The sequence below is a fragment of the Devosia oryzisoli genome (assembly GCF_014837245.1).
Lineage (GTDB): Bacteria > Pseudomonadota > Alphaproteobacteria > Rhizobiales > Devosiaceae > Devosia > Devosia oryzisoli.
Genome location: NZ_JACYFU010000005.1, coordinates 137,816 through 159,634, shown reverse-complemented (window position 1 = coordinate 159,634; position 21,819 = coordinate 137,816). Strand labels below are relative to the sequence as shown.

19 protein-coding genes and 1 pseudogene are annotated in these 21,819 nt (G+C 65.8%); 9 read left to right on the top strand and 11 right to left on the bottom strand.

The genetic code is table 11. The features are described 5' to 3' along the window. The gene (locus IC608_RS16935; RefSeq protein WP_248306468.1) at window positions 1-1,041 is read right to left on the bottom strand and encodes a LacI family DNA-binding transcriptional regulator; all 1,041 of its coding nucleotides are present in this window, start codon (window positions 1,039-1,041) and stop codon (window positions 1-3) included. Window positions 1,042-1,293: 252 nt separating this feature from the next. On the opposite strand from IC608_RS16935, the gene IC608_RS16930 reads away from it, so the two are divergent. Genes IC608_RS16930 through IC608_RS16915 form a run of 4 tightly spaced genes read left to right on the top strand, consistent with a single transcriptional unit; the run spans window position 1,294 to window position 5,823 of the window. Further along, window positions 1,294-2,628 (top strand): extracellular solute-binding protein, encoded by a 1,335-nt coding sequence (locus IC608_RS16930; protein WP_191777946.1) that lies wholly within the window; start codon window positions 1,294-1,296, stop codon window positions 2,626-2,628. Window positions 2,629-2,684: 56 nt separating this feature from the next. Then, complete coding sequence (locus IC608_RS16925) at window positions 2,685-3,569, top strand: carbohydrate ABC transporter permease (protein ID WP_191777944.1); 885 nt, start codon at window positions 2,685-2,687, stop codon at window positions 3,567-3,569. A 1-nt stretch (window position 3,570) separates the two neighbouring features. Then, entirely contained in the window at window positions 3,571-4,416 is an 846-nt protein-coding gene (locus tag IC608_RS16920) for a carbohydrate ABC transporter permease (protein WP_210316403.1), read from the top strand. A gap of 6 nt (window positions 4,417-4,422) precedes the next feature. After that, window positions 4,423-5,823, top strand: a complete 1,401-nt coding sequence (locus tag IC608_RS16915; RefSeq protein WP_191777940.1) for a CehA/McbA family metallohydrolase — start codon at window positions 4,423-4,425, stop codon at window positions 5,821-5,823. Between the two features lie 11 nt (window positions 5,824-5,834). Here IC608_RS16915 and IC608_RS16910 read toward each other — a convergent pair whose 3' ends face one another. The 8 genes from IC608_RS16910 to IC608_RS16875 all read right to left on the bottom strand — a co-directional run bounded on the left by IC608_RS16910 (window position 5,835) and on the right by IC608_RS16875 (window position 13,973). Next, complete coding sequence (locus IC608_RS16910; RefSeq protein WP_191777938.1) at window positions 5,835-7,049, bottom strand: cation:proton antiporter domain-containing protein; 1,215 nt, start codon at window positions 7,047-7,049, stop codon at window positions 5,835-5,837. 161 nt (window positions 7,050-7,210) lie between these two features. Then, window positions 7,211-7,969: an amino acid ABC transporter ATP-binding protein gene (locus IC608_RS16905; RefSeq protein WP_191777935.1), complete on the bottom strand. Its 759-nt coding sequence runs from the start codon at window positions 7,967-7,969 to the stop codon at window positions 7,211-7,213. After that, on the bottom strand, window positions 7,966-8,646 hold the full coding sequence (locus IC608_RS16900) for an amino acid ABC transporter permease (protein WP_191777933.1): 681 nt from the start codon (window positions 8,644-8,646) through the stop codon (window positions 7,966-7,968). Before IC608_RS16900 ends, IC608_RS16905 begins: the two co-directional genes overlap by 4 nt. Before the next feature lie 69 nt (window positions 8,647-8,715). Next, entirely contained in the window at window positions 8,716-9,483 is a 768-nt protein-coding gene (locus tag IC608_RS16895) for an amino acid ABC transporter substrate-binding protein (protein ID WP_191777931.1), read from the bottom strand. Between the two features lie 180 nt (window positions 9,484-9,663). Next, complete coding sequence (hemN, locus tag IC608_RS16890) at window positions 9,664-11,019, bottom strand: oxygen-independent coproporphyrinogen III oxidase (RefSeq protein WP_191777929.1); 1,356 nt, start codon at window positions 11,017-11,019, stop codon at window positions 9,664-9,666. A 68-nt stretch (window positions 11,020-11,087) separates the two neighbouring features. Then, entirely contained in the window at window positions 11,088-11,921 is an 834-nt protein-coding gene (locus IC608_RS16885) for an ABC transporter ATP-binding protein (RefSeq protein ID WP_191777927.1), read from the bottom strand. Next, window positions 11,914-12,957 carry a FecCD family ABC transporter permease gene (locus IC608_RS16880; protein ID WP_191777926.1) on the bottom strand — a complete coding sequence of 348 codons (1,044 nt, stop codon included), beginning with the start codon at window positions 12,955-12,957 and terminating at the stop codon, window positions 11,914-11,916. Before IC608_RS16880 ends, IC608_RS16885 begins: the two co-directional genes overlap by 8 nt. After that, entirely contained in the window at window positions 12,954-13,973 is a 1,020-nt protein-coding gene (locus tag IC608_RS16875) for a FecCD family ABC transporter permease (protein ID WP_345890920.1), read from the bottom strand. The genes IC608_RS16880 and IC608_RS16875 overlap by 4 nt, the downstream gene beginning before the upstream one ends. A gap of 98 nt (window positions 13,974-14,071) precedes the next feature. Here IC608_RS16875 and IC608_RS16870 point away from each other — a divergent pair, with 98 nt between their 5' ends. Continuing rightward, window positions 14,072-14,986 carry an ABC transporter substrate-binding protein gene (locus IC608_RS16870; RefSeq protein ID WP_191777923.1) on the top strand — a complete coding sequence of 305 codons (915 nt, stop codon included), beginning with the start codon at window positions 14,072-14,074 and terminating at the stop codon, window positions 14,984-14,986. Between the two features lie 33 nt (window positions 14,987-15,019). Here IC608_RS16870 and IC608_RS16865 read toward each other — a convergent pair whose 3' ends face one another. Together IC608_RS16865 and IC608_RS16860 are read right to left on the bottom strand one after the other, a co-directional pair. Beyond that, on the bottom strand, window positions 15,020-15,415 hold the full coding sequence (locus tag IC608_RS16865) for a YciI family protein (protein ID WP_191777921.1): 396 nt from the start codon (window positions 15,413-15,415) through the stop codon (window positions 15,020-15,022). Between the two features lie 62 nt (window positions 15,416-15,477). Further along, complete coding sequence (locus IC608_RS16860; RefSeq protein WP_191777920.1) at window positions 15,478-16,164, bottom strand: AprI/Inh family metalloprotease inhibitor; 687 nt, start codon at window positions 16,162-16,164, stop codon at window positions 15,478-15,480. Between the two features lie 134 nt (window positions 16,165-16,298). Here IC608_RS16860 and IC608_RS16855 point away from each other — a divergent pair, with 134 nt between their 5' ends. From IC608_RS16855 to IC608_RS16840, 4 genes and pseudogenes are all read left to right on the top strand, one after another. Further along, the gene (locus IC608_RS16855) at window positions 16,299-17,360 is read left to right on the top strand and encodes an aldo/keto reductase (protein ID WP_191777919.1); all 1,062 of its coding nucleotides are present in this window, start codon (window positions 16,299-16,301) and stop codon (window positions 17,358-17,360) included. Further along, the gene (locus IC608_RS16850; protein ID WP_191777918.1) at window positions 17,335-18,036 is read left to right on the top strand and encodes a fumarylacetoacetate hydrolase family protein; all 702 of its coding nucleotides are present in this window, start codon (window positions 17,335-17,337) and stop codon (window positions 18,034-18,036) included. Before IC608_RS16855 ends, IC608_RS16850 begins: the two co-directional genes overlap by 26 nt. Further along, entirely contained in the window at window positions 18,036-19,127 is a 1,092-nt protein-coding gene (locus IC608_RS16845; RefSeq protein WP_191777917.1) for an ATP-dependent DNA helicase, read from the top strand. Before IC608_RS16850 ends, IC608_RS16845 begins: the two co-directional genes overlap by 1 nt. A 170-nt stretch (window positions 19,128-19,297) precedes the next feature. Beyond that, window positions 19,298-21,142, top strand: a pseudogene (locus IC608_RS16840) (cation:proton antiporter domain-containing protein); the annotation flags it as partial. Window positions 21,143-21,819 lie beyond the last annotated feature (677 nt).

Below are 21,819 nucleotides of genomic sequence, written 5' to 3'. Positions count from 1 at the left end.
TCATCCTACGGTGCCGCGCACCACGAGACGGGTGTCGAGCGTCTCCACCAGGCTCTCGGCCTGCGGATCGTTGAGACGGCGCAGGATCAGCCGGACCAGGGCCCGCACGCGCTCGTGCAGGTCGAACTTGACGGTGGTCAGGTTGTAGCTCTTCCAGTGCGACTGGGCGATGTCGTCGAACCCCACCACCTTGACGTCGCCCGGCACGCGCAGGCCGAGTTCGTGGCGGAGCGCATCGAGCGCGCCGAAGGCGCTGACATCGTTGGCCGCGAAGACGCCGTCGGCACCGCCGCGGACCCGGAAGAGATCGATGGTCGCCTGGTAGGCGGTCTCGTAGCCGAAATCGCCTGGGGCAAGGATGGGTGGCTGAAAGCCGCGCTCCTCCAGGACCTGGCGTAACGTGGCTTCGCGTGCGGCGCTGGCGCGGGACTTTCCGTGCCCCGAAAGATAGGCGATCCGCCTGGCGCCATAGCCCTGCAGCAAGGCCACCGCCTGATCGATGCCGCTGTGCTGGAGAATGTTAAGCCGGTCGTAGAGCGGCCCGTGCTCGGGTTCTGCCGGGGCGCCGGCCATGGGGTAGTCGACATAGATGGGAACCGCCCGATCGAGAAACCGGGTCAGCGTGACGGGCTTGACGTTCTCGACGAAGGCGATGACGGAGTCCGGGTTGAAGCCGCGCATATAGGCCAGCAGCTGCTCGTCCATGCTGTAGTCGGTGCGCGTCTTGAACAGCAGCGTGGCAAACCCCTCGTTCTGGAGGGCGGTTGTCAGCGCGTCGATCTCCTGGCTCTCCCAGTAGCTGTAGACGTCGGGAACGATGACGCCGATCAGGTGCGTGCGGCCGCTGACCAGGGCGCGCGCGGCGCGGTCCGGAGTGTAATTGAGCTCGCGGGCGACCCGCAGGATGCGCTCGCGCTTGTCGGCCTTCAGCGAGGCATGGGGGTTGAACGCGCGCGACACCGCCACGCGCGAGACCTGGGCCAGGGCGGCAACCATTTCGGCGGTCGCCCGCCCGCCGCGCGTCTCCTGCTCCTCGGGCATGTGGCTCCGTGACATGTATTGACAGCGTGTTCAAAATACTGCCAGTTTTCTTTCGGCAGCAAAAGTGGCGCGCAAGGAAAAAGACGCAGTACCCACCCATTATGGGGCGCAAGCGACGGTTGTGTGACGGGCGGAACTGTCCCCAGCGATCGGCATGTTTGTACACGCGTTCATTCTGCTGTCATCTGACCCGCATATGGAGGACGGGTCGCGGCGAGGCATCCCGCCTCGCTTTTCGGGAGAGGAATCCAGATGAAGACATTTGCGACCGTGAGCTTGTCGGTGCTCGCCGCTGCCCTGATGGCCGGCACAGCGCTGGCCGCCGATCTGCGCATTCTGACCGCCGTCAGCGGCGGCAAGGATGCCGCCGAGCATGAGCAATTCGTGGCGGAGCTGGAAAAGAAGCTTGGCCTCGACATCGAGATGGTCAAGCCCGCCTCGGACTATGACAACGTGATGTTCACGTCCCTGGCCAGTGGCGAGAAGTACGACCTGATCTACGGCGACTCCAAGATGCTGCCGGGTCTGGTCGAGCAGGGCGCCGTGATGGACGTCACCGATCTCGTCGCCAACTCTTCCGTGCTTTCGGATGAGGCCGAGATTCCCGCCGACGAATGGGCACTGTTCGATATCGAGGGCCGCAAATGGGCGGTGCCGAACAAGTTCGAGGGTGGCACGCTGCCCACCATCCGCCAGGACTGGCTGGACGAAGCGGGCATGGAAACGCCCGTGACGCTGGAAGACTGGCACAAGTTCTTCCAGTGGGCCAAGGAGAACAAGGACGCCTACGGGCTTTCGACCTCCAAGCTCTACGACATCCAGGGCTTCATGTCGGCGGCCGGGATCAAGGCCGGCTACGTGATGGATGGGGACAAGCGCACCATTCCCTATGCGACGCCTGCCGCCGCCGAAGTCTATGACTGGTTCGGCATGCTTTCCAAGGAAGGGCTGCTCGACCCCAACTTCACCACCAATGGCTCGGGCGATTTCCGCAATCTGTTCATGACCGACCGCGTGGCAGCCGTGACCTATTGGGACGCCTGGGTGGGCCTGTTCAACAACATCATGGCGACCGACCACCCCGACAGCCCGTTCGAGGCCAAGGGCGTCGCTGGCGTGCCGGGGCCCGATGGCGACATCATCCTGCGCCGCGGCGATGCCTCGCTCTGGATGATCCCGGCCAATGCCGAGCATCCGGAGAACGCCATCAAGTTCCTTGAATTCTGGCACTCCGAGCCGGGCTATATTCTGGGGACGTTGGGCATCGAGGGCGTTGACTACACCAAGACCGCGGACGGCAAGTACGAGCTGACCGAGCAGGGCAAGGCGCACGGCATGGACCACGGTTCGCCGCGCGTTTCCTCCACCACTTGGAAGAACCCCTTCCCGCCGCTGCCGGGCGTTCAGGAAGCGCAGGACATCATCATGGAACACGCCACGATGGAGTATCTGCCGCCGGAGTGGTCCGAGGCACAGCCGATCGTGGAAAAGCACGCGTTCCAGGCGATGCTGGGGGAAGTCACCGGTGCCGAAGCGGTCCAGGCCATGCATGACGAGCTGATGTCGGCGGGTCTGATCGACGAGTAAGTATCGCGGGCCGCCCCACCGGGCGGCCCACCCTCCCTCTGCTCGAGAGGCTCGCCATGATCGACCGCATCCGCCGGCACTGGATGCTCTACGTGCTGATCGCCCCGATCCTGGCCTATTTCGGCGCCTTCCTGTTCTATCCCATGGGCCAGGGCATCTTCCTGTCCTTCCAGAAGGCCGGGCTCCTGGGGCCGGTCGGCTTCGTCGGCTGGGACAATTATGCCAAGGTTTTTGCCACGCCCATGGTGTGGCAAGCCATCTGGAACACGCTGATCATCGCGGTGGGCATTACCCTGGTGGGCACGCTCCTGCCCATCCTGCCGGCCATCGCGCTCCTCCAGATCACGCCGGACTGGCTCAAGCGCGGGCTGCAGACGGCCATCTACACGCCGTATCTGCTGTCCTGGGTCATCATCGTCGGCGTGTGGCTCAATACGCTCTCCCCCGTGGGTCTGGTGAACAGCGTCCTCCTGGCCACAGGGATCATCGAGCAGCCCATCAGCTTCTTCGCCGACCCGGCCTGGGCGCGTCCCATGGTGATCGGGCTCACGGTCTGGAAGGATATCGGCTTTCACGCGCTCATCTACCTGGCAGCGCTGCTGTCCCTCAGCCCCGACATTCTGGAGGCGGCCTCGATCGACGGGGCGAACGACTTCAAGAAGATCCGCGACATCATCCTGCCGCACCTGATGCCGATGATCCGCGTGGTGTTTCTGCTCACCCTGCTGGGGTCGCTGCGCACCTTCGATTCCGCCTTCCTGATGCTGAACGGGCGGACGGCCGACCAGATCCGGACGCTGGCGATCTTCACCTATGAACGCGGCATCCTCAAATTCGATCTGGGGGTGGCGAGCGCCGCCGGCGTGGTGCTGCTGGCGGTCTCGCTGCTGATTTCGGCAGTAGCGCGCGTCTTCATCCGCAACGAAGATGCGGAGGCCTGAGATGCTGCAGTCCCGTTCCGCCCGCATCCTCTCCTACCTGATCCTGCTGCTCTTGGCGGCGATGATGATCATTCCGCTCTGGACGGTGGTGTCGACGGCGTTTTCCAGCAAGTTCGCTTCGCTGCAGCCCGGCATCCACCTCTGGCCCTCGCCGTTCTCGCTGGAGGGCTTCGACACGCTGTTCCGCCGCCTCGATTTCGTGCGGCCCTTCGCCAACACGCTCTATGTCACCGTGGTCGGCACGACGGTCCACGTCATCCTCTCGGCGCTCGGCGGCTATGTGCTGATCCAGAAGGACCTTCCCGGGCGGAGCATTATCGCCGGAATTATCCTGCTGACCCTGACCATCCCCACGCAGGTGATCCTCGTGCCGCTCTTCGTGGTGTTCAAGCAGTTCCACCTGCTCAACACGCTGCTCTCGCTGATCGTCTCAGAAATGGTCTCGGCCTTTTCCATTCTCCTGATGAAGACCTATTTCGAGCAGGTGCCGCGCTCGATGATCGAATCGGCGCGCATCGACGGGGCGGGACACTTCAAGCTGCTCAAGGATTTCTACCTGCCGCTGGCGCTGCCGGGCGTCTTGACGGTCGCGGCCTTCCAGATCGTGCACAAGTACAATCTCTTCATCGAGCCGCTGCTGTTCATCAACGACCCGCAAAAGGTCACGCTGCAGATCGCGCTCCAATCGGTGATCCTGGGAGAGAACTCGACCTCCACCAACGATTTCATCGCCCCCAACGTGACCATGGCCGCCATCCTGCTGGCGCTGGTGCCGCTGCTGGTCTTTTACCCCTTCATGCAAAAATATCTGATCCGCGGCCTCACGGTCGGCGGGGTCAAGGAATAGCGCTCCATGCAGATGACTGCCCATGTTACGCCGGCTGACCAGGCCGCGAACCCCTATTTCTACGTCCCGTTCGAGGTGCCTGCGGGCACGACGCGGATCGAGGTGACCCTGGTCTACCAGAAGGCGCCCGATTGCATCATCGACCTCGGCGCCTTCGACCCGCGCGATACCGGCTATCCCACCCGCGAGGGGTTCCGCGGCTGGAGCGGCGGGGCGCGCGACCGGTTCTTCATCGCCACGGACGACGCGACGCCCGGCTATGTGCACGGCGAAATCCAGCCGGGGCGGTGGAACGTCATCCTGGGGCTCTACAAGGTCCCCGAGCAAGGCGTAGACGTTACTGTCACGGTCGCCCTGGACGGGTCGCCGCGGGCGCTCGCGCCGCAGCCTGCGCGACCGGCGCCGGTGCGGGCGGGGGCAGGGTGGTATCGCGGCGATCTCCATTGCCATACCTTCCATTCGGACGCCCGAGGCGGCCCCGAACTGCTGCATGCGGCAGCAAAGCAGGCGGGGCTCGATTTCCTGGCGGTGGCCGACCACAACACGATCACGCAGCGCCGCTATTTCCACCCCCACTCCTCGCCGGACCTCGTCTTCGTGCGCGGCATGGAGGTGACGACGGCGGTGGGGCACGCCAATGTCTTCGGGGTCGATGAGTGGATCGATTTCCGCATGACGCAACCGAGCGACGCGCATGTGCTCGAACGGCTGGTGCATGAGCGCAGGGGCCTCCTCTCCATCAACCACGACAAGCCTGTCATTCCCTGGGACTATGACATGCCGGCGGCGGACTGCCAGGAAGTCTGGCAATCGACATGGCTGGACTGGAACTGGGTGTCGCTCGCGCGGTACCAGCAGCGGCTTGCAGCCGGCATGCGGCTTTCGGCCATCGGCGGGTCCGATTTCCACCAGCCGGACCGGTTACTGCCCGAGGGACCGCTGGTGCTGGCGCGGCCGACCACGGTGCTGTGGCTGCCCGAATTGTCCGAAGACGCCGTGCTGGCGGCGATGCGGGCCGGTCGCGGCTACATCACCGAAAGCCCTGACGGACCGCATCTCGAAATTACGGTCGGCGGGGCAGTGATGGGCGACAGTGTCGAGGCCGCCGGAGAAGTCGAGGTGGTGGTGCGTCGGGCGGCGGGCGACCGGCTGTGGTTGCTCGACGCCACCGGCACCATCGCCGAACTGCCGATCCCCAGCGACGACTGGTCAGCTTCGATTTCCCTTGAGGGGCCAAGCCTGTTCGTGCGCGCGGAAATCGTTGCGGACGCCAGCCGGGAGCGGCTAGTGGCTGAACTGAAAGCCATAGTTGGAGACGGGGAGCTGCCCTGGAACCTCACCCCGCGCGACGTGGCCGAGCAGCCCATCCGCCGCGCCCTCTCCAACCCAATCTATATCGAGGCGTGAACCGCCTGACGTCAGCCGCCGCCGGGAAGAAGGCGGCGGATGGCGAACGGGCTCGTGGCACCATAAAGCACCACGGACAGCAGAACGGTGAGTGCCGTGGTGGTGAGCACGTCGTGTGACCAGCCGATCGGATGGTGGGCGACGACGTAGGCGGCATAGTAGATCGAGCCGATGCCGCGGATGCCGAAGTATCCAAGGGCCGTGCGGGTGCTCCGCTCGTGGCCGCTCCCGAGGAAACCAATGGCTGTCGCGACCGGACGGACGATCAGGAGGGCGGCCGCAGCAAAGGCGACCAGTTCCAGGCGCGTTCCCTCCAAGAGCCCGTGGCTCAGCGCGAAGCCGAAGAAGAGCATGACGAACACCATGACGGCGCGCTCGATCTGCGCGGCGGCGTGCGACAGTCGCTGGGCGTAATCAAAACCCTGGGTGGTGTTGCGCACGGCGACGGCTTCGCAGAACACGGCCACGAAACCGTTGACCTCGAGCAGTTCGCAGATGCCATAGGTCACAAAGGCGAGGGCGAGGCCGGCAAGGCCACTGTTGCTGACGTGAAGGCGCCATTTCTCGGGCAGAATGCGGTTGAACTGCACGAGCCCGATGCCCACTCCGGCGCCCACCGCGACACCACCAAGGGTGCTAAACAGGAAATCGACCGCAAACCAGTGGCCCAGGCCGGCCAGGGTGCCGGCACTGCCGTCGGTCAGTTGCAGGCCCAGCAGCACGAAAGGAAAGGCCAGGCCGTCGTTGAGTGCGGCCTCCGTCGTCAGGGCGAATCGGCTTTCTCCTTCTTCGCCGACTCCCGGAGGGCCCAGCTGGAGATCGGAGGCGAGAACCGGATCGGTCGGCGCCAGCATGGCCCCCAGAAGGATCGCAGTGGCGAGGGGCAGTTGGATCAGCCATCCCGCCAGAGCGGCAAGCGCTGCGATCGAAAGAGGCATAACCACCAGCAGCAGGCGCCAGGTTGAACCCCAGCGCCGGAAGTTGAAGGGCCGATCGACCTTGAGGCCGGCTCCATAGATCGCGGAGAGAAGCACGATTTCGGTCACGTGCTCGATGACTCCGCCGTAGGTGACCAGGGGATCCTCGATGCCGGTGAAGACGGGAGCGATCCAGCCAGCGGCCACCGCGATCATCGGCAAAGAAAGCGGGCTGCCGTTCAGGATCAAAGGCAGCCAAGCCGAGAGCAGGATCACTGCTCCGGCGAAGATGAAGATTTCTGCGCTCACGCCTGACCCCGTCGCCGATCGCGATCCGGCCTCTCGATCAGGCCGGTTGTTTTGGTAACAGCCTTGGACCCGTATGGGTTTCCTGCAGGCATTCAATGGCGGTGCGCAGGGTGATGCTGCTGCCCGTGAGGGGGGAGGCCGTGACGCGCACGGCAAGTGGTTCAGGACAGCGTCGCCTGGGCGGTGAGTGACGAAATGAAGCGTTGGGTGCGCGGGTCCCTTGGCGCGCCGAAGACGTCGGCGGCCGGGCCGGCCTCGACCACTTCTCCATCCTGGAGGAACACCACATTGCTGGCGATGGAGGCGGCCAGGCGCAGATCGTGCGTCGCCATCAGCATGGTGGTACCTTCGCGGGCCAGTTGGGCCAGCACCTCCACGACTTCGCCGGCCAGCTGGGGGTCGAGGGCAGAAGTGGGTTCATCGCAAAGCAGCACCTTGGGCGCTGGCGCCAGAGCGCGCGCAATGGCGACGCGCTGTTGCTGCCCGCCCGAAAGACTGGACGGCCAGGCGTCGGCCTTTTCGCGCATGCCGACCTTGTCCAGCAATTCGAGGGCGCGGGCGTGCGCCTTCTCGCGCGGCCATTTGAGGACCACGAGAAGGCCCTCCATGACGTTCTCTATGGCGGTCAGATGCGGAAACAACTGGAAGTTCTGGAACACCATCCCGGTCTTGCGGCGCAGAGCCTGGACCTGCTGGCGCTCGACCCTGGTGCCCGGCGCGAAGGTGACCTTGACGTCGTCGATGCGCACCTCGCCCGCCTGGGGGATCTCGAGCAGGTTGACGCAGCGCAAGAGCGTGCTCTTGCCGCTTCCCGAGGGGCCAATCAGCGCAGTGACGCCACCCTCGGGGACGGCAACGGAAACGGACTTGAGGACGTGATTGTCGCCGAAGGTCTTGTCGATGCCGGTGAGCGCGATCATGCGGAGGCTCCGACAAAGCCGCCATAGCGGGCAAAGCGCTTTTCGATGCGGCCCTGCAGGCTCGAGAGGGCCGAGCTGACGACGAGGTAGACCAGCGCCACCTCGACATAGAGGATCAGCGGCTCATAGGTGGTGGCGACGATGCGCTGGCCGGCGCGGAAGAGTTCGGGCACCGTGATCGCGGCGGCGAGCGAGGTGTCCTTGACCAGCGAAATGAAGGTGTTGGAGAGCGGCGGCACGGCGATGCGCGCCGCCTGCGGCAGGATGGTGCGGCGCATGGCCTGCGGCCAGCTCATGCCGATGGAATAGGCCGCCTCCCACTGCCCCTTGGGCACGGCCAGGAGCACGGCGCGGATGATTTCGGAGGTATAGGCGCCGACATTGAGGGTGAACCCGATCAGCGCCGCGGGAAAGGCATCGAGAACGATGCCGACGCTGGGCAGGCCATAAAAGATTAGGAAGAGCTGGACCAGCAGGGGCGTGCCGCGGATGATCCAGACATAGAAGGCGACGATCGCGGCCAGCGGACGGGGCCCGAACAGCCGCGCTATCGCCACGAGGAAGCCTAGCCCCAGGCCGAGGATGAAAGAGAGCAACGTCAGCGGCACGGTAAACAGGAGGCACGCCCAGAGCAGCGAGGGCAGGGCATCGATCATCAAATTCAGCCAGTGCGGCATGCGGCGGCCTTCCGACAAACAAAGGGACCGGCACGATGGCCGGTCCCCGAGATTAGGCAATAGGAGCGATTACTGCGAGACGTCTTCGCCGAAGTACTTCTGGGAAATTTCGGCGTAGGTGCCGTCAGCCTTGATGGCTTCGAGCGCCTCGTTGATCGCCGCCAGCAGTTCTGGCTTGTTCTTGGCGAGAAGTACGCCGGAAAAATCGGCATCTTCAGCGGTCGCCACGACCTTCACCTGCGCATCGGGCTGCTGCTTCTTGAAGTCGTAGAAGGACAGACTGTCATTGATGGTGGCGTCGGCGCGGCCCTGCAGCACCAGGGCGATGGACTGGTCGAAGCCCTCGGTGCCAACCAGCTCGGCGCCGTATTCCTGGGCCAGCTTGCCGAAATTGCTGGTCAGGGTCTGGGCGGCGCGCTTGCCCTTGAGGTCCTCGAAGGTCGTGATGTCGGTGTTGTCTTGCTTGACCACCAAGGCGGCCTTGGAGGCGATATAGGGCTCGGAGAAGTCGTACTTGGCCTGGCGCTCGGGATTGATGCCGACCTGGTTGATGACCACGTCATAGCGGTTCGCGTCGATGCCAGCGATCAAGCCGTCCCACGGGCCTTCCACGAATTCGGCCTTGACGCCGAGCTTGTCGGCAATGGCTTCGCCGATCTCGACATCGAACCCCACCAGGGCGCCGGAGGCATCGTGGAAGGTGAAGGGGGCGTAGGTGCCTTCGGTGCCGATGCGCAGCGCGCCGGCCGTCTTGATATCGTCAAGCGCGGTCTGCGCGAGCGCAGGGGTCGCCAGGCTCAAGAGGGCTGCGGCGAAAAACAGCTTGGACAGTTTCATCCTTGATCTCCTTCGTGCGCCGGTCCGAAAGGCCGGGCCGGGTTTTGCGAGCAAAAATGCACAAGGCCGGGGAGGGATACAACGGTTTGGGAGAATGTTTTTCTCCGCCGGGCCGACGCAACTGCCGCATGCTGCAAAACGGGCGGCCTGCGCCGTTTCTTGCCAGTCCGGCGCCCAAAGCTAGACGGCCAGTGAATGCCGTGCCGCGCCCGCGTTGAGGTAGCGGTCAAAGCGTGCGGCGATGGTGCGCACGAAAGGGCGGCCCCGTTCGGTGACGCGGAAGGTCTCGCCGTCCATTTCCACGAGCCCGTCTTTGTCGAGCAGGGCGATGGTGCGCGCCTCCTCGAGGAGGGCCCGGCCGGCTGCGCCGAAGCCGCCCACATCGCGGGGCGTGAGCGCAAAGCGGCAAAGGAGGGTCATTATGGCGTGAGCCCGCAGCCGGTCCTCGGGGGTGAGCGCGAAGCCTTTCGCCGTGGCCCCGGCGCCGCCGCTGACGCACTCCATGTACTGGGCGGTGGGCACGAGGTTTTGCACATAGCCCTGCGGCAGCTGGCCTATGGCAGAGGCGCCGAGACCGATCAGGGCGTCGGCCGCGTCGTCGGTATAGCCCTGGAAGTTGCGGCGCAGCGTGCCGTTGCCGGTGGCGATGGCGAGGCTGTCGCCGGGCCTGGCGAAATGATCGAAGCCCACGGCGGTCATGCCGGCGCTGGTCAGCATGCGGGCGGCCATCTGGGCCTGCGCGAAGCGGGCATGGGCATCGGGCAATGCCGCGTCCGGGATCATCTTCTGGTGCGGCTTCATCCACGGCACATGCGCGTATCCGAAAAGCGCGATGCGGTCCGGGTCGAGCGAGAGGGCCGCCTCCACGGTCCGCGCCAGCGTCGCCTCGCTCTGGTAGGGCAGGCCATAGAGGAGATCGAGGTTGACCGAGCGCACGCCGCGGGCGCGCATCGCGTCGACCACGGCCTTGGTCTGCTCGAAACTCTGCAGCCGGTTGATCGCCTTCTGCACCACCGGATCAAAATCCTGCACGCCGAGCGAGGCGCGCGTGAGCCCGAACGCAACCATGGCGTCGTAACGGCCGTCGTCGATGTCGTTGGGGTCGATCTCGATGCTGATCTCGACATCGGCCGCCAGCGTGAAAGTCTTGGCCAGGTGCGCCCTGAGGGCCAGGAGGTCGGCCGGCGTCAGCAGGGTTGGTGAGCCGCCACCGAGGTGGATGGCGATGACCCGCCCCCGCCCGGCCAGTTGCTGGCCGACCCAATCGATCTCGGCAAAGAGCGCATCGAGATAGCGCGCGACCGGCTCATAGCGCAGCGTGTGCTTGGTATGGCAACCGCAGAACCAGCACAGCCGGTCGCAAAACGGGATATGGAGATAGAGCGAGAGCGTTGCGTCCTGCCCCAGCGTTTTCAGCCAGCGCGCATAGGTCTCGGGTGTGATGCCCGTGTGGAAGTGCGGCGCGGTGGGGTAGCTGGTGTAGCGGGGAACGGCCGTGGCGTAGCGGTCGACCAGTTCGGCTGGCGTGGTGGGCATTGCGGGGTCCCTCGAAGCGTGACGGGCTCCCCTTTAGCGATCCGCGGACGCGGGCTCCTTGATCGGGATCAAACGCCCAGCTTTGTCGGCGCGGTGTTGCTGGCCTGGCCGGTGGCGCGGCCGAGCGGGATGCACAATGGGCGCCCGTGCACCGGGTCGGTGATGACTTCGGCGCGCACGTCGAACACCTGGGCGATGAGGTCGGGACGCATCATCTTGTCCGGCCCGCCGGAGGCGACCACCCGGCCGTGGTGGACGAACACCAGCTTGTCGGCATAGCGGGCCGCGAGGTTGAGATCGTGCAGCACGAGGACAATGGTGCGGCCCTCCTCGCGGTTGAGGCGGGTGACGAGGTCGAGGCAATCGAGCTGGTGCGCCATGTCGAGGTGGTTGACCGGCTCGTCGAGGCAGATGACCTCGGTTTCCTGGGCCAGCACCATGGCAATCCAGGCGCGCTGCAACTGGCCGCCCGAGAGCGAGCCGATGCGGCGGCCTCGCAGATGCGTGACGCCGGTGCCGTCCATGGCGCGTTCGAGGGCGGCGGTGTCGCGGGCGCTCCAGGGCTGCAGCATGGATTGGTGCGGATAGCGACCGAGCCGCACCAGTTCCTCGACGGTCATGTCGGCGGGGGCGCTGGGGCTTTGTGCCAGCAGCCCGATCTGGCGCGCCAGGTCCTTGCTACCCAGCCTGGCAATGTCCTTGCCGTCGAGCATGATGTAGCCCGATTTGGGCGCATGGAGCCGCCGGATGGCGCGCAGCAGGGTGGACTTGCCACAACCATTGGGCCCGGCCAGCACGGTGATGCGGCCGCGCGGGATGCTCAGGTTCAGCGCATCAAGCACGATGTCGCTGCCATAGGCCAGGGTCAGGTCGGCGATGTCGATGCGGCTCGGTTCATCCATTGGCCTGATCCTTTCGCATCAGGAGAAACAGGAAATAGGGCGCGCCGACGATGGCGGTCACCGTCCCGGCGGGCACCTCGATGGGTGCGAAGGCGACGCGCACCAGAAGATCGGCGCCCATCAGCATCATGCCGCCCAGAAGCGCGGCGGCCAGCATGCCGGCCAGCCGGGCACGGCCGACGAGCAGTCGCGCCAGGTGCGGAGCGATCAGCCCGATAAAACCCACGCCGCCCACGAAGCTGACGGCGATCGCCGTCAATGCCGCGGCCGCCACGAAAACCAGCACGCGATAGAGCGGCACGTTGAGCCCGATGCCCCGCGCAGAAACATCGTCGAGATCGGCCGGCGGCAGGTGCCTGGCCAGCAGACCCGTCAGGAGGACCAGCGGGCCGAGCACCGTGGCCATGATCTGGATTTCGCCCCAGTTGATGGTGTCGACGGCGCCCGCCAGCCAGCGTGTGGCCTGGGAGGCCTGGTAGATGGGGCCGATCAGCATGAAAATGGTGGTGAGCGCCTTTGCAACAGCCGCCACCGCGATTCCGAACAGCAGCAGGCGGACGGCCGAGGTCGCCTGCCGGCCCGCCAGGGTCAGGACCAGCGTAATGGCAAGGAGCGCCCCGAGCCCGGCAGCCAGCGGTTGCCAGGTGACCGGAATGACGAGGGCATTGCTCTCGTTGGAAAAGATGGCGAGGAACAGGACGACACCAAGCGCGGCCCCGTCGACGACGCCGAGGACACCGGGCGAGGCCAGTTCGTTGCGAGTGATGCGCTGGAGGAGGTATCCGGCGAGCGCTATGGCGCCGCCGGCCAGTGCCGCAGCCACCACGCGCGGAAGGCGCAGGGTCAGCACCACGAGCCGGTCCATCTTCTCGCCGCCCCCGAGGAGCACCCCGGCGACGTGATCGAGCCCGATCCAGGTCGAGCCAAACCCGACGCCAGACAGCAGCAGCAAGACGAACAGCGCCGCAATGATCGCCACCACCGCCCAGCGGCCGCGGTTAGCCGGCACGTCCAGGGCAAGGGCGGGGGCACTCATGCGGCGCGCCTCCGGAGCAGGACGAGGAGGACGAAGGCACCCACGACAGCGGTGACGGCGCCCACGGGTGCCTCCACCGGAAAGATGACGAAACGTGCAACGATGTCGGCGAGCAGGGCATAGAGCGCCCCGACGAGGGCGCTGGCCGGCAGTTGCCAGACGTGCCGCAGGCCAACGAGGTGGCGGGCGGCGTGCGGCACGACGAGACCGACAAAGGCAACGGGTCCGGCCATGGAGACGGCTGCACCGGTCAGCAGGGCTACGGCGAGAAAGGCGAGGCCCCGCACCAGCGGCAGCGGTACCCCGAGGCTTTGGGCCGTCGCGTCGTCGGCCTGCAGCGCATCGAGCGGCCGGGACAAGGCAAATGCCACCATGGCGCCCAGGGCGATGACGGGAAAGCCGGTGGTCACGTGGCTCATGGGCCGGTCCACGAAGGCGCCGCTCAGCCAGAACAGCAATTGCTGCAACTGGGCTTCATTGCTGGTGAGAACGACTTCAACGACCGCATGGGAAAGACTGGCGAAGGTCACGCCGACGAGGACGATCTTGAGCGGCGAGAGCCCCCCGGCGCTGGCGGCGACGCCGAAGACCACAAGGCTCGTGATCAGGGCCCCCAGCGCAGCCGCGAGCGACAGGCCCGTCAGCGACTGCACCCCGAAGACGGTGCTGGCGAGGACAACGGCCAGGGCAGCGCCGCCATTGAGGCCCAGCGTGTCGGGGGAGGCAATGCGGTTGCGCGAGAGCGTCTGCACCACCGTACCCGCCACCCCCAGGGCTGCACCGGTCAGCGGCGCGATCAGCGCGCGGGGCAGGCGGAGCCCGGCGATCACCGTAGCGGCCTCGCTGCCGTCTGGCGCAAAAAAGGCCGTCCACACCTGGCCGAGCCCATAGATGCGGTAGCCGAGGCTGAGGCTGCCCAGCATGGCCAGCAACACGCCCGCCACCAGCCACGCCAGGACCCGCCCCGGCGCGGGCCGGGTGAGTTGCGGGACATCGAAGGTGGCAGCGAGGGACACAGAAGGGCCTGAAGTTGATATTGACAGTCAGGTTAAATGATGACTTTTTGCAGCCATCCAATTTCGGACACTGCTTGTCAAGATTGAATGGACGGACAATGACCAGGCTGCGCACCCTTCTCGCCCCCCTTGCCCTCCTCACCGCGATGGCGACGCCCGGCGTCGCGCGGGAGATCACCGATGCCATGGGCACGCTCGAGGTCCCGGACAATCCGCAGCGTGTCGTGGTGCTGACCAATGAGGGCACCGAGGCCCTGCTCGCCGTCGACGTCACGCCGGTCGGTGCCGTGAAATCCTGGCTGGGTGACCCTTGGTACGATCATATCGCCGACCAGATGAGCGACGTGACGGTGGTGGGCGAGGAATCGGCCGTCAATCTGGAAGTGCTGGTGTCGCTGCAACCCGACCTGATCCTGGGCAACAAGATGCGGCACGAAAAGATCTACGAGCAGCTCTCGGCCATTGCGCCGACCGTGCTCTCCGAGCGCCTGCGCGGCGACTGGAAAGTCAACATGGCGCTCTATACCGACGCCGTCGGCAAGGGCGAGGAAGGCAAGGCGGAACTGGCCAGGTTCGATGCCCGCGTCGCCAAGCTGCGCGATGAACTGGGCGATGCGGTCAACGAAAAGATTTCCGTGGCGCGCTTCATGGCGGCGCAGACCCGCATCTACTTCAAGGACAGCTTTTCGGGCCTGATCCTCGATGAAATCGGCTTTGCGCGGCCGGCAAGCCAGGACAAGGCGGATTTCGCCGAGGAAATCACCAAGGAGCGCATCCCCGAGTTCGAGGGGGATCGCCTTGTCTACTTCACCTATGAGACCGGCGATGGCGCCGGCGACACGCAGGCCAGGGACTGGACGGGAGACCCGCTGTGGCAGAACCTCGACGTGGTCAAGGCGGGCAAGGTCTATCCGGTTTCCGACGCGATCTGGAACACGGCCGGTGGCGTGATCGCGGCCAATCTGATGCTGGACGACATCGAGAAGATCTACGGCGTGCCTAGCACCCGCTGAGCGCCTACGTTCTGGACAGGATCGGAGCCGGGGTCAGCGAACGGCGACCTCGGCTTTGCCTTTGAGCGTGTTGTTCCCGAAGTAGCGCAGCGGTCGGATTTCGTAGGAGCCCTGGCCGGGATTGGCGATGGCGAGTTCCTTGGCGAAATCGAGCGCCTCGTCCATCGTCGCGCAATCGGCGACGTAAAAGCCGAGGAACTGTTCCTTGGTTTCGGCGAACGGACCATCAAGGATAACGGGATCACCCGATGTCTTGCGCAGCGTCTTGGCCTCGTCGGTGTTCCAGAGCCGGACGACAGGGCCGAGCTTGCCCTTCTGGTCCATGCCGGCCTGCACCGTGGCCAGCCGCATCATGCACGCGTCGTCTTCCTCACGCGTCCAATTGGCGACGGCCTGTTCATCATTATAGCACAATATCGCATAGAGCATGGTTGTCTCCCCGCAGTCCCGAAGGCGGACTATGCCCCCTCGGGCCATGCAAGCCAAGCGGCTCAGCAGAAGTTCTGGAAGCCGATGAAGGTCGTGCCGTCCTGGTTGAAGTGCTTGAGCACGTAGCCCGACGGCAGGTCATTTTGGCCCGGCGCGATGTGGCAGCGAATGCCCTCCGGCGTCGCCTGGCAGGCATCGATCATGAAGCACTGCCCCGCCGATGTTTCGCCCAGCTTCTGGCTGTCCATGCGCGGCTGCGCACGGATGGTGAGGGCATGGGCCCCGCGGACCCAGAGCGGAAACGCGGTGGGGACGGCAATGTCAGCCGCATCGGCGCAGTAGCCGCTGGCCGGGTGACGGATGCAATTCTGCGCTGCCGGTGGATTATTCGAGGCAACGTTCTGGCCCGACAGCGGCGCCAGGACCGCAGGTGCGCCATCGGCGAAGCGGCCATCGAGGACCCGTCCGTCGGGCGAGAAGGTCGCCACCGTGCCGCCGTCGAACCCGAGCAGGTGAAGGTTGCCGGCTTCGCTGCGCCAGCCGTTGACCATGGCCATCGGGCCAAGGCAGCCAAGGCTCGTGGCCCAGAGGCCAAACGTGCCGCTATTTGTCGCGAGGTTGATGCGGCACATGCCCGTGCCGCCGTCCCCGGTCGTCACCTGCCAGTCGCCGGCATAGCGTCCGGTGTCCTGGGCCAGGGCGGGCGTGGCCAACACAGCCAGGACGGCCAGCAAAACTCTCATGCGCATCGATTCTCTCCCCCAAACCGGACCGGCAATCTGGCGCAGAGCGTATGATTCTGCGAGGGGCTTTGGTGGCGCCATTGACCGGGCAAAGCGAACCCTTTAGCGCTTTGGACAGCGGAACAAAGGAGGAATGTGCCATGGAGTATCGTCTGCTCGGCCGGTCGGGCCTCAAAGTCTCGGTCCTGACCATGGGCACCATGACCTTTGGCGGCAGCGAGAAGATCGGCAACACCAGCCCCGCCAAGGCGGAGCGGCAGGTGGACATGTGCCTTGCGGCCGGCATCAATCTCTACGACACGGCGAACGTCTACAATGCCGGCGTCTCGGAAGAAATCCTGGGCGACGTCCTCAGCCGCAACGGACGGCGGCAGCGCGCGCTGGTGGCCACCAAGGTGCGCTTCAAGATGGGCGAGGGGCCCAACGAGATCGGCCTGTCGCGCCACCATATCATCGAGCAGTGCAAGGCGAGCCTGAAACGGCTCAAGACCGATCACATCGACCTCTACCAGGTGCATGAGTGGGATGGGCAGACGCCGATCGAGGAAACCATGGAGGCCCTCGATACGCTCGTGCGCCACGGCCACGTGCGCTACATCGGCTGCTCGAACTATTCAGGCTGGCACATCATGAAGGCCCTGATGGCGGCCGGAGCGCGCAATGGCGAACGGTTCGTGTCCCAGCAGATCCACTATTCGCTGCAATCGCGCGACGCCGAATACGAACTGGTGCCGATCTCGCAGGACCAGGGACTGGGCATGCTGATCTGGTCGCCGCTGGCGGGCGGGCTGCTTTCGGGCAAGTACCGGCGCAATGGCGGCCCCGAAAGCGGGCGGCATGTCGGCGGGTTCCGCGAGCCACCGGTCTACGATCAGGAAAAGCTTTACGACATCATCGAAGAAGTCGTGGCCATCGGCGAAGCGCGTGGCGTCTCCGGGGCCCAGGTGGCTCTAAGCTGGTTGCTCGGCCGGCCTGGTGTCACCTCCGTCATCATCGGCGGCCGCAACGAAAAGCAGTTTGCGGACAATATCGCGGCGGCTGGCCTCACCCTTTCCGAAGACGAGCGGGCGCGGCTCGACGCCATCAGCCGGCCGCCGCTCCTCTACCCCTATTGGCACCAGTCCTTCACCGCGCAGGATCGGCTGGGCGCCATCGATTTGGGCCTGATCGCGCCCTATGCCGAGGAGTTCAAGCGTGGCTGATTTCCTGTTCGAGCCGCATGCACCGGTCTCGATCCCCATCGCCCGCGGCGGCTTGTTTGCCGTGCGGCGCGTCTACTGCGTGGGCCGCAACTATGCGGAGCACATCGTCGAGATGGGCAACGACACGCGCGACCCGCCCTTCTTCTTCAGCAAGCCAGCGGACGCGGTCGTGGTGGGTGGCGCCGCCATTCCCTATCCGCCGCAGACGACGGATCTGCACCACGAGATCGAGCTCGTGGTCGCCATCGGCAAGGACGGCTCGGATATCGCAGAGGCAAACGCGCTCGATCACGTCTATGGCTATGCCGCCGGGCTCGACATGACCCGGCGCGACCTCCAGGCGGCGGCCAAGAAGGCGGGCCGGCCGTGGGAGATGGCCAAGGGCTTCGATCAGTCCGCCCCCATCGGCACCATTGAACCCGCCAGCAGCATCGGCCATCCCGACCGCGGCGCGATCACGCTCACGGTCAATGGCGTCGAGCGGCAACGCGGCGATCTTGCCGACCAGATCTGGAGCGTTGCCGAAACCATCGCTTGCCTCAGCGGCTTCGTGACGCTGCGCGCCGGCGACATCATCATGACCGGCACGCCGGCCGGGGTCGGGGCCGTGGTGCGTGGAGATGTGCTGGAGGGCGTCATCGAGGGCGTTGGTCGCGTCCGCACGAGCATCGTCTGATGCCGCCAGTCTGGTCCAGCCAGCAGGACGCGGCGCTGGTCGCCGTCAGCAAATGGCTCAAGGACAAGAACGGGCCGCAGGTGTTCCGCCTGTTCGGCTGGGCGGGCACCGGCAAGTCGACACTGGCTGTGCACTTGGCGCAGGACATGCGCTCGGTGAAATACGCCGCCTTCACTGGCAAGGCGGCGCTGGTGATGCGCAAGCGCGGCTGCAAGGGCGCGCAGACCATCCACAGCCTCATCTATACGCTGGTGAGCGAAAAGGAAGGCGAGCCGCGCTTCGTGCTCGATCCGGAAAGCCCGGCCGCCGACGCAGACCTCATCGTCATCGACGAGGTGTCGATGGTCGACGAGCAACTGGGCGCCGATCTTCTCAGCTTCGGCACCAAGGTGCTGGTGCTGGGCGACCCGTTCCAGCTGCCGCCCGTTCAGGGCGCGGGGTTCTTCATCAATGAAGAGCCCGACATCATGCTCACCGAAATCCATCGCCAGGCGGCGGATAACCCCATCATCCAGCTCTCCATGGCGGTGCGCGAGGGCGGCTTTCTCGAGCATGGCCGCTATGGCGACAGCGTGGTGGTGGGGCGCGGCGAGGTCGATCGCGACGCGGTGCTGGAGGCCGACCAAGTGCTGGTCGGGCGCAACAAGACACGCCTCACCTACAATGACAGGTTGCGCGAGCTCAAAGGCTTGCCGTTCCATGAGCCGGTCGTGGGCGACCGCATGGTGTGCCTGCGCAACAACCCGCGCAAGCGCCTGCTCAACGGGCAGATCTGGATCGTTACGGACGTGACCCGGCGCTCGAACGGGAAGTACTCGCTGCTGCTGGCCGATGACGAGGGCAAGGGCGAAACGCGCGTCTTGACCCACAAGGCGTTCTTCTCGGGCGAGGAGGACACGATGAGCTGGCCCGAGCGGCGCCAGTTCGATGAATTCACCTTCGGCTACTGCCTCACCGTCCACAAGGCGCAGGGCAGCCAGTGGGACAGCGTCTACCTGTTCGACGAAAGCTTCGTCTTCCGCGAGGAGCGCGCCCGCTGGCTCTATACGGGCATCACGCGCGCGGCGGAAAAAATCACCATCGTGAGCTGACGTTTCTTCGCCTGCGCCCAAGTTCAGACATACTTGACCTCGTCTATAGGCATTGGCGGCGTCTTGGGCCAAAGTGTTGAGACGCAAAGGTCTTGGTCCGCTTGCGCGGCGCCGTTCGATGCCGCATTGTTTCTTCCCGATAGCCCAATCAGCACATTTTCGAGGCGCCCATGCACCATGATACCCCCCTGATCACAACGATCGTCGCGGGTCTGGTGCTGGCCTATATCTTCGGCATGGTGGCCAATCGCTTCCGCATGCCGCCGCTGGTCGGATATCTCTTCGCCGGCATTCTCGTTGGCCCCTACTCTCCCGGCTTCGTGGCCGATGTCGAACTGGGCAAGGAACTGGCCGAACTCGGCGTGATCCTCCTGATGTTCGGGGTGGGGCTGCATTTTTCGCTCAAGGACCTGATGAGCGTGCGCGCGCTCGCCATTCCGGGGGCCGTGGCGCAGATCGGCTTTGCCACCATTCTGGGCATGGGCCTCGGCATCCTTCTGGGCTGGGACCTGTTCGGCGCCATTCTCTTCGGCCTCGCGCTCTCGGTCGCCTCCACCGTGGTGCTGCTCAAGGCGCTGCAGGACCGGCGCCTCATCGAGACCGAGCGCGGCCGCATCGCCGTGGGCTGGCTGATCGTGGAAGACCTGGCCATGGTGCTGGCGCTGGTGCTGGTGCCGGCCATCGCCAGCGTCAATGGCGGCGCCGAGGGAGTGCACGACCCCTTCGTGTCCTTCGTCGCCCGCATGGCGGGCATGGACATCGGCATCTGGGGGATTTTGGGCCTCACCCTCATCAAGGTGGCGGCGTTTGTCGGCTTCATGCTGGTCGTGGGGCGGCGCCTCATCCCCTGGGCGCTGCACGCCACGGCCCATACCGGCAGCCGCGAACTGTTCCGCCTGGCCGTTCTCGCCATCGCGCTCGGCGTGGCGTTGGGGTCGGCCGTCCTCTTCGGCGTCTCGCTGGCGCTGGGGGCCTTCTTTGCCGGCATGATCCTTTCGGAAAGCGAGCTGTCGCACCGGGCGGCGCAGGAGACGCTGCCGCTGCGCGACGCCTTCTCGGTGCTGTTCTTCGTGTCGGTGGGCATGCTGTTCGATCCCAGCATCATCGTCACCGATCCGCTGCCGGTGCTGGCGACCGTATTCATCATCGTCATCGGCAAGTCCGTGGCGGCCTATGGCATCGTCCTCCTGTTCCGGCGCCCGGTGAGCACGGCTTTGACCATTTCGGCGAGCCTGGCGCAGATCGGTGAGTTCTCGTTCATCCTGGCCAGCATGGGCGTGAGCCTTGCCGTCATGCCGTCCGAGGGGCAGGACCTGATCCTGGCCGGCGCGCTAATCTCGATCGTGCTCAACCCGGTGGCGTTCTTCGTGGTGGATGCGGTCAAGCCACGCCTCGAGGCCAAGGTGGCCCGGCGGCGGGGCGAACCGGCGGGTGAAGCCGCTGCGCCCATGGAACCCTCCTTTGCCGCCAACGGTCCGGCGACGACCGATGCGCCGGGAGAAGCGGCGCTGGACCGCGGCGGTCCTGGCGCCGATGACGACACGCCCGAGCCCTCCACGCAGACGGGTCACACGGTTCTGGTCGGGTACGGCCAGGTGGGGCGCATCGTGGCCGCCGGGATCAAGGCCGATGGCGGCGGGCTGGTCGTGATCGAGGATTCCGACCACGACGTTGCCGCAGCGCGGGCCGAAGGGTTCGAGGTGGTGTTCGGCAATGCGGCCAGCGAACAGGTGCTGAAGCTCGCCAATCTGGGCGCGGCGCAGACGCTGCTGGTCGCGATCTCCAATGGTTTCGAGGCCGGCTCCGTGTGCGAAAGCGGACGCAAGCTCAATAGCGGAATATCCATCATCGCCCGCGCCTATTCGGAGGAGGAAGACAGCTTCCTGCGCAGTTGCGGCGCCACCACCGTCATCCGCGGCGAGCGGGAAATCGGCAAGGGCATCCTGACCTTCATGCGGGCGGCAGGCGTGGAAACCGCGGTCGAGCCTGAGGACACCCGGTTGCCGGTGGCGGACAATATTCTCGCCAAGGCGGGTGCCGGGGTCGCCGTGGCTCACGCCCCAGAGGTCTTGGCGAGCGCGGAACTCGAGCCCGCAGCGCCACCCCAGGCCGTCATTGTCGAGGCGCCGGAATCCCCAGCGCCGGCGGCCGAGGTGGCCGATCTGGCCGTGATCGAGGCCATCGAGGGGACGCAGGTCAGCGCGGCGGTGGTGCCGGAGGGCGAGACGGCCCACGCATCCGGCCTACCCGATGTCGCGACCGAAACCGCCGCCGCCACGCCTGCGGTTGGCGAAAGCCCTGCCGCCATCGAGGAGCCTGTCGCTTCCCCGCCCGAGATGCCACCCGCCGACACCGAGCCGGTCGAGGGGACCTCCGGTGACCAGCCGGCGCAGGCGGACGATGACGCGCCGGATATGGCGCCACAGGACGAAGCGTCTCCGGCTGCGGCTCCGCCGGACGTGATCATTCTCGGTCCGCCGCCAGCGGCCGATCAGGCGCCCGGCAACTTCGACGCGGGTACGCCTGAAGGCGAGGCCGACGTTGCGCCGGCCGAAACGTCGGCCCCCGCCGAGATGCCGCCTGATACGGCCAGTTCTCCGGATGAAAGCGCTGGGGCGGCCGCTGCTGCGGGCAGCGAGGAAACGCCAAGCTCCGACACCGGCGCGGACACCGCCGGGGAGGCTGCCGCTGA

Bases quoted from the DNA above. Each gene is read 5' to 3' on its own strand.
- IC608_RS16865 (WP_191777921.1), bottom strand. From the start codon at position 15,415: ATGCTCTATGCGATATTGTGCTATAATGATGAACAGGCCGTCGCCAAT.
- IC608_RS16850 (WP_191777918.1), top strand. From the start codon at position 17,335: ATGCCGAGGAGTTCAAGCGTGGCTGATTTCCTGTTCGAGCCGCATGCA.
- hemN (WP_191777929.1), bottom strand. From the start codon at position 11,019: ATGCCCACCACGCCAGCCGAACTGGTCGACCGCTACGCCACGGCCGTT.
- IC608_RS16930 (WP_191777946.1), top strand. From the start codon at position 1,294: ATGAAGACATTTGCGACCGTGAGCTTGTCGGTGCTCGCCGCTGCCCTG.
- IC608_RS16935 (WP_248306468.1), bottom strand. From the start codon at position 1,041: ATGCCCGAGGAGCAGGAGACGCGCGGCGGGCGGGCGACCGCCGAAATG.
- IC608_RS16845 (WP_191777917.1), top strand. From the start codon at position 18,036: ATGCCGCCAGTCTGGTCCAGCCAGCAGGACGCGGCGCTGGTCGCCGTC.
- IC608_RS16920 (WP_210316403.1), top strand. From the start codon at position 3,571: ATGCTGCAGTCCCGTTCCGCCCGCATCCTCTCCTACCTGATCCTGCTG.
- IC608_RS16915 (WP_191777940.1), top strand. From the start codon at position 4,423: ATGCAGATGACTGCCCATGTTACGCCGGCTGACCAGGCCGCGAACCCC.
- IC608_RS16880 (WP_191777926.1), bottom strand. From the start codon at position 12,957: ATGAGTGCCCCCGCCCTTGCCCTGGACGTGCCGGCTAACCGCGGCCGC.
- IC608_RS16860 (WP_191777920.1), bottom strand. From the start codon at position 16,164: ATGCGCATGAGAGTTTTGCTGGCCGTCCTGGCTGTGTTGGCCACGCCC.
- IC608_RS16900 (WP_191777933.1), bottom strand. From the start codon at position 8,646: ATGCCGCACTGGCTGAATTTGATGATCGATGCCCTGCCCTCGCTGCTC.
- IC608_RS16895 (WP_191777931.1), bottom strand. From the start codon at position 9,483: ATGAAACTGTCCAAGCTGTTTTTCGCCGCAGCCCTCTTGAGCCTGGCG.
- IC608_RS16925 (WP_191777944.1), top strand. From the start codon at position 2,685: ATGATCGACCGCATCCGCCGGCACTGGATGCTCTACGTGCTGATCGCC.
- IC608_RS16905 (WP_191777935.1), bottom strand. From the start codon at position 7,969: ATGATCGCGCTCACCGGCATCGACAAGACCTTCGGCGACAATCACGTC.
- IC608_RS16870 (WP_191777923.1), top strand. From the start codon at position 14,072: ATGACCAGGCTGCGCACCCTTCTCGCCCCCCTTGCCCTCCTCACCGCG.
- IC608_RS16885 (WP_191777927.1), bottom strand. From the start codon at position 11,921: ATGGATGAACCGAGCCGCATCGACATCGCCGACCTGACCCTGGCCTAT.
- IC608_RS16855 (WP_191777919.1), top strand. From the start codon at position 16,299: ATGGAGTATCGTCTGCTCGGCCGGTCGGGCCTCAAAGTCTCGGTCCTG.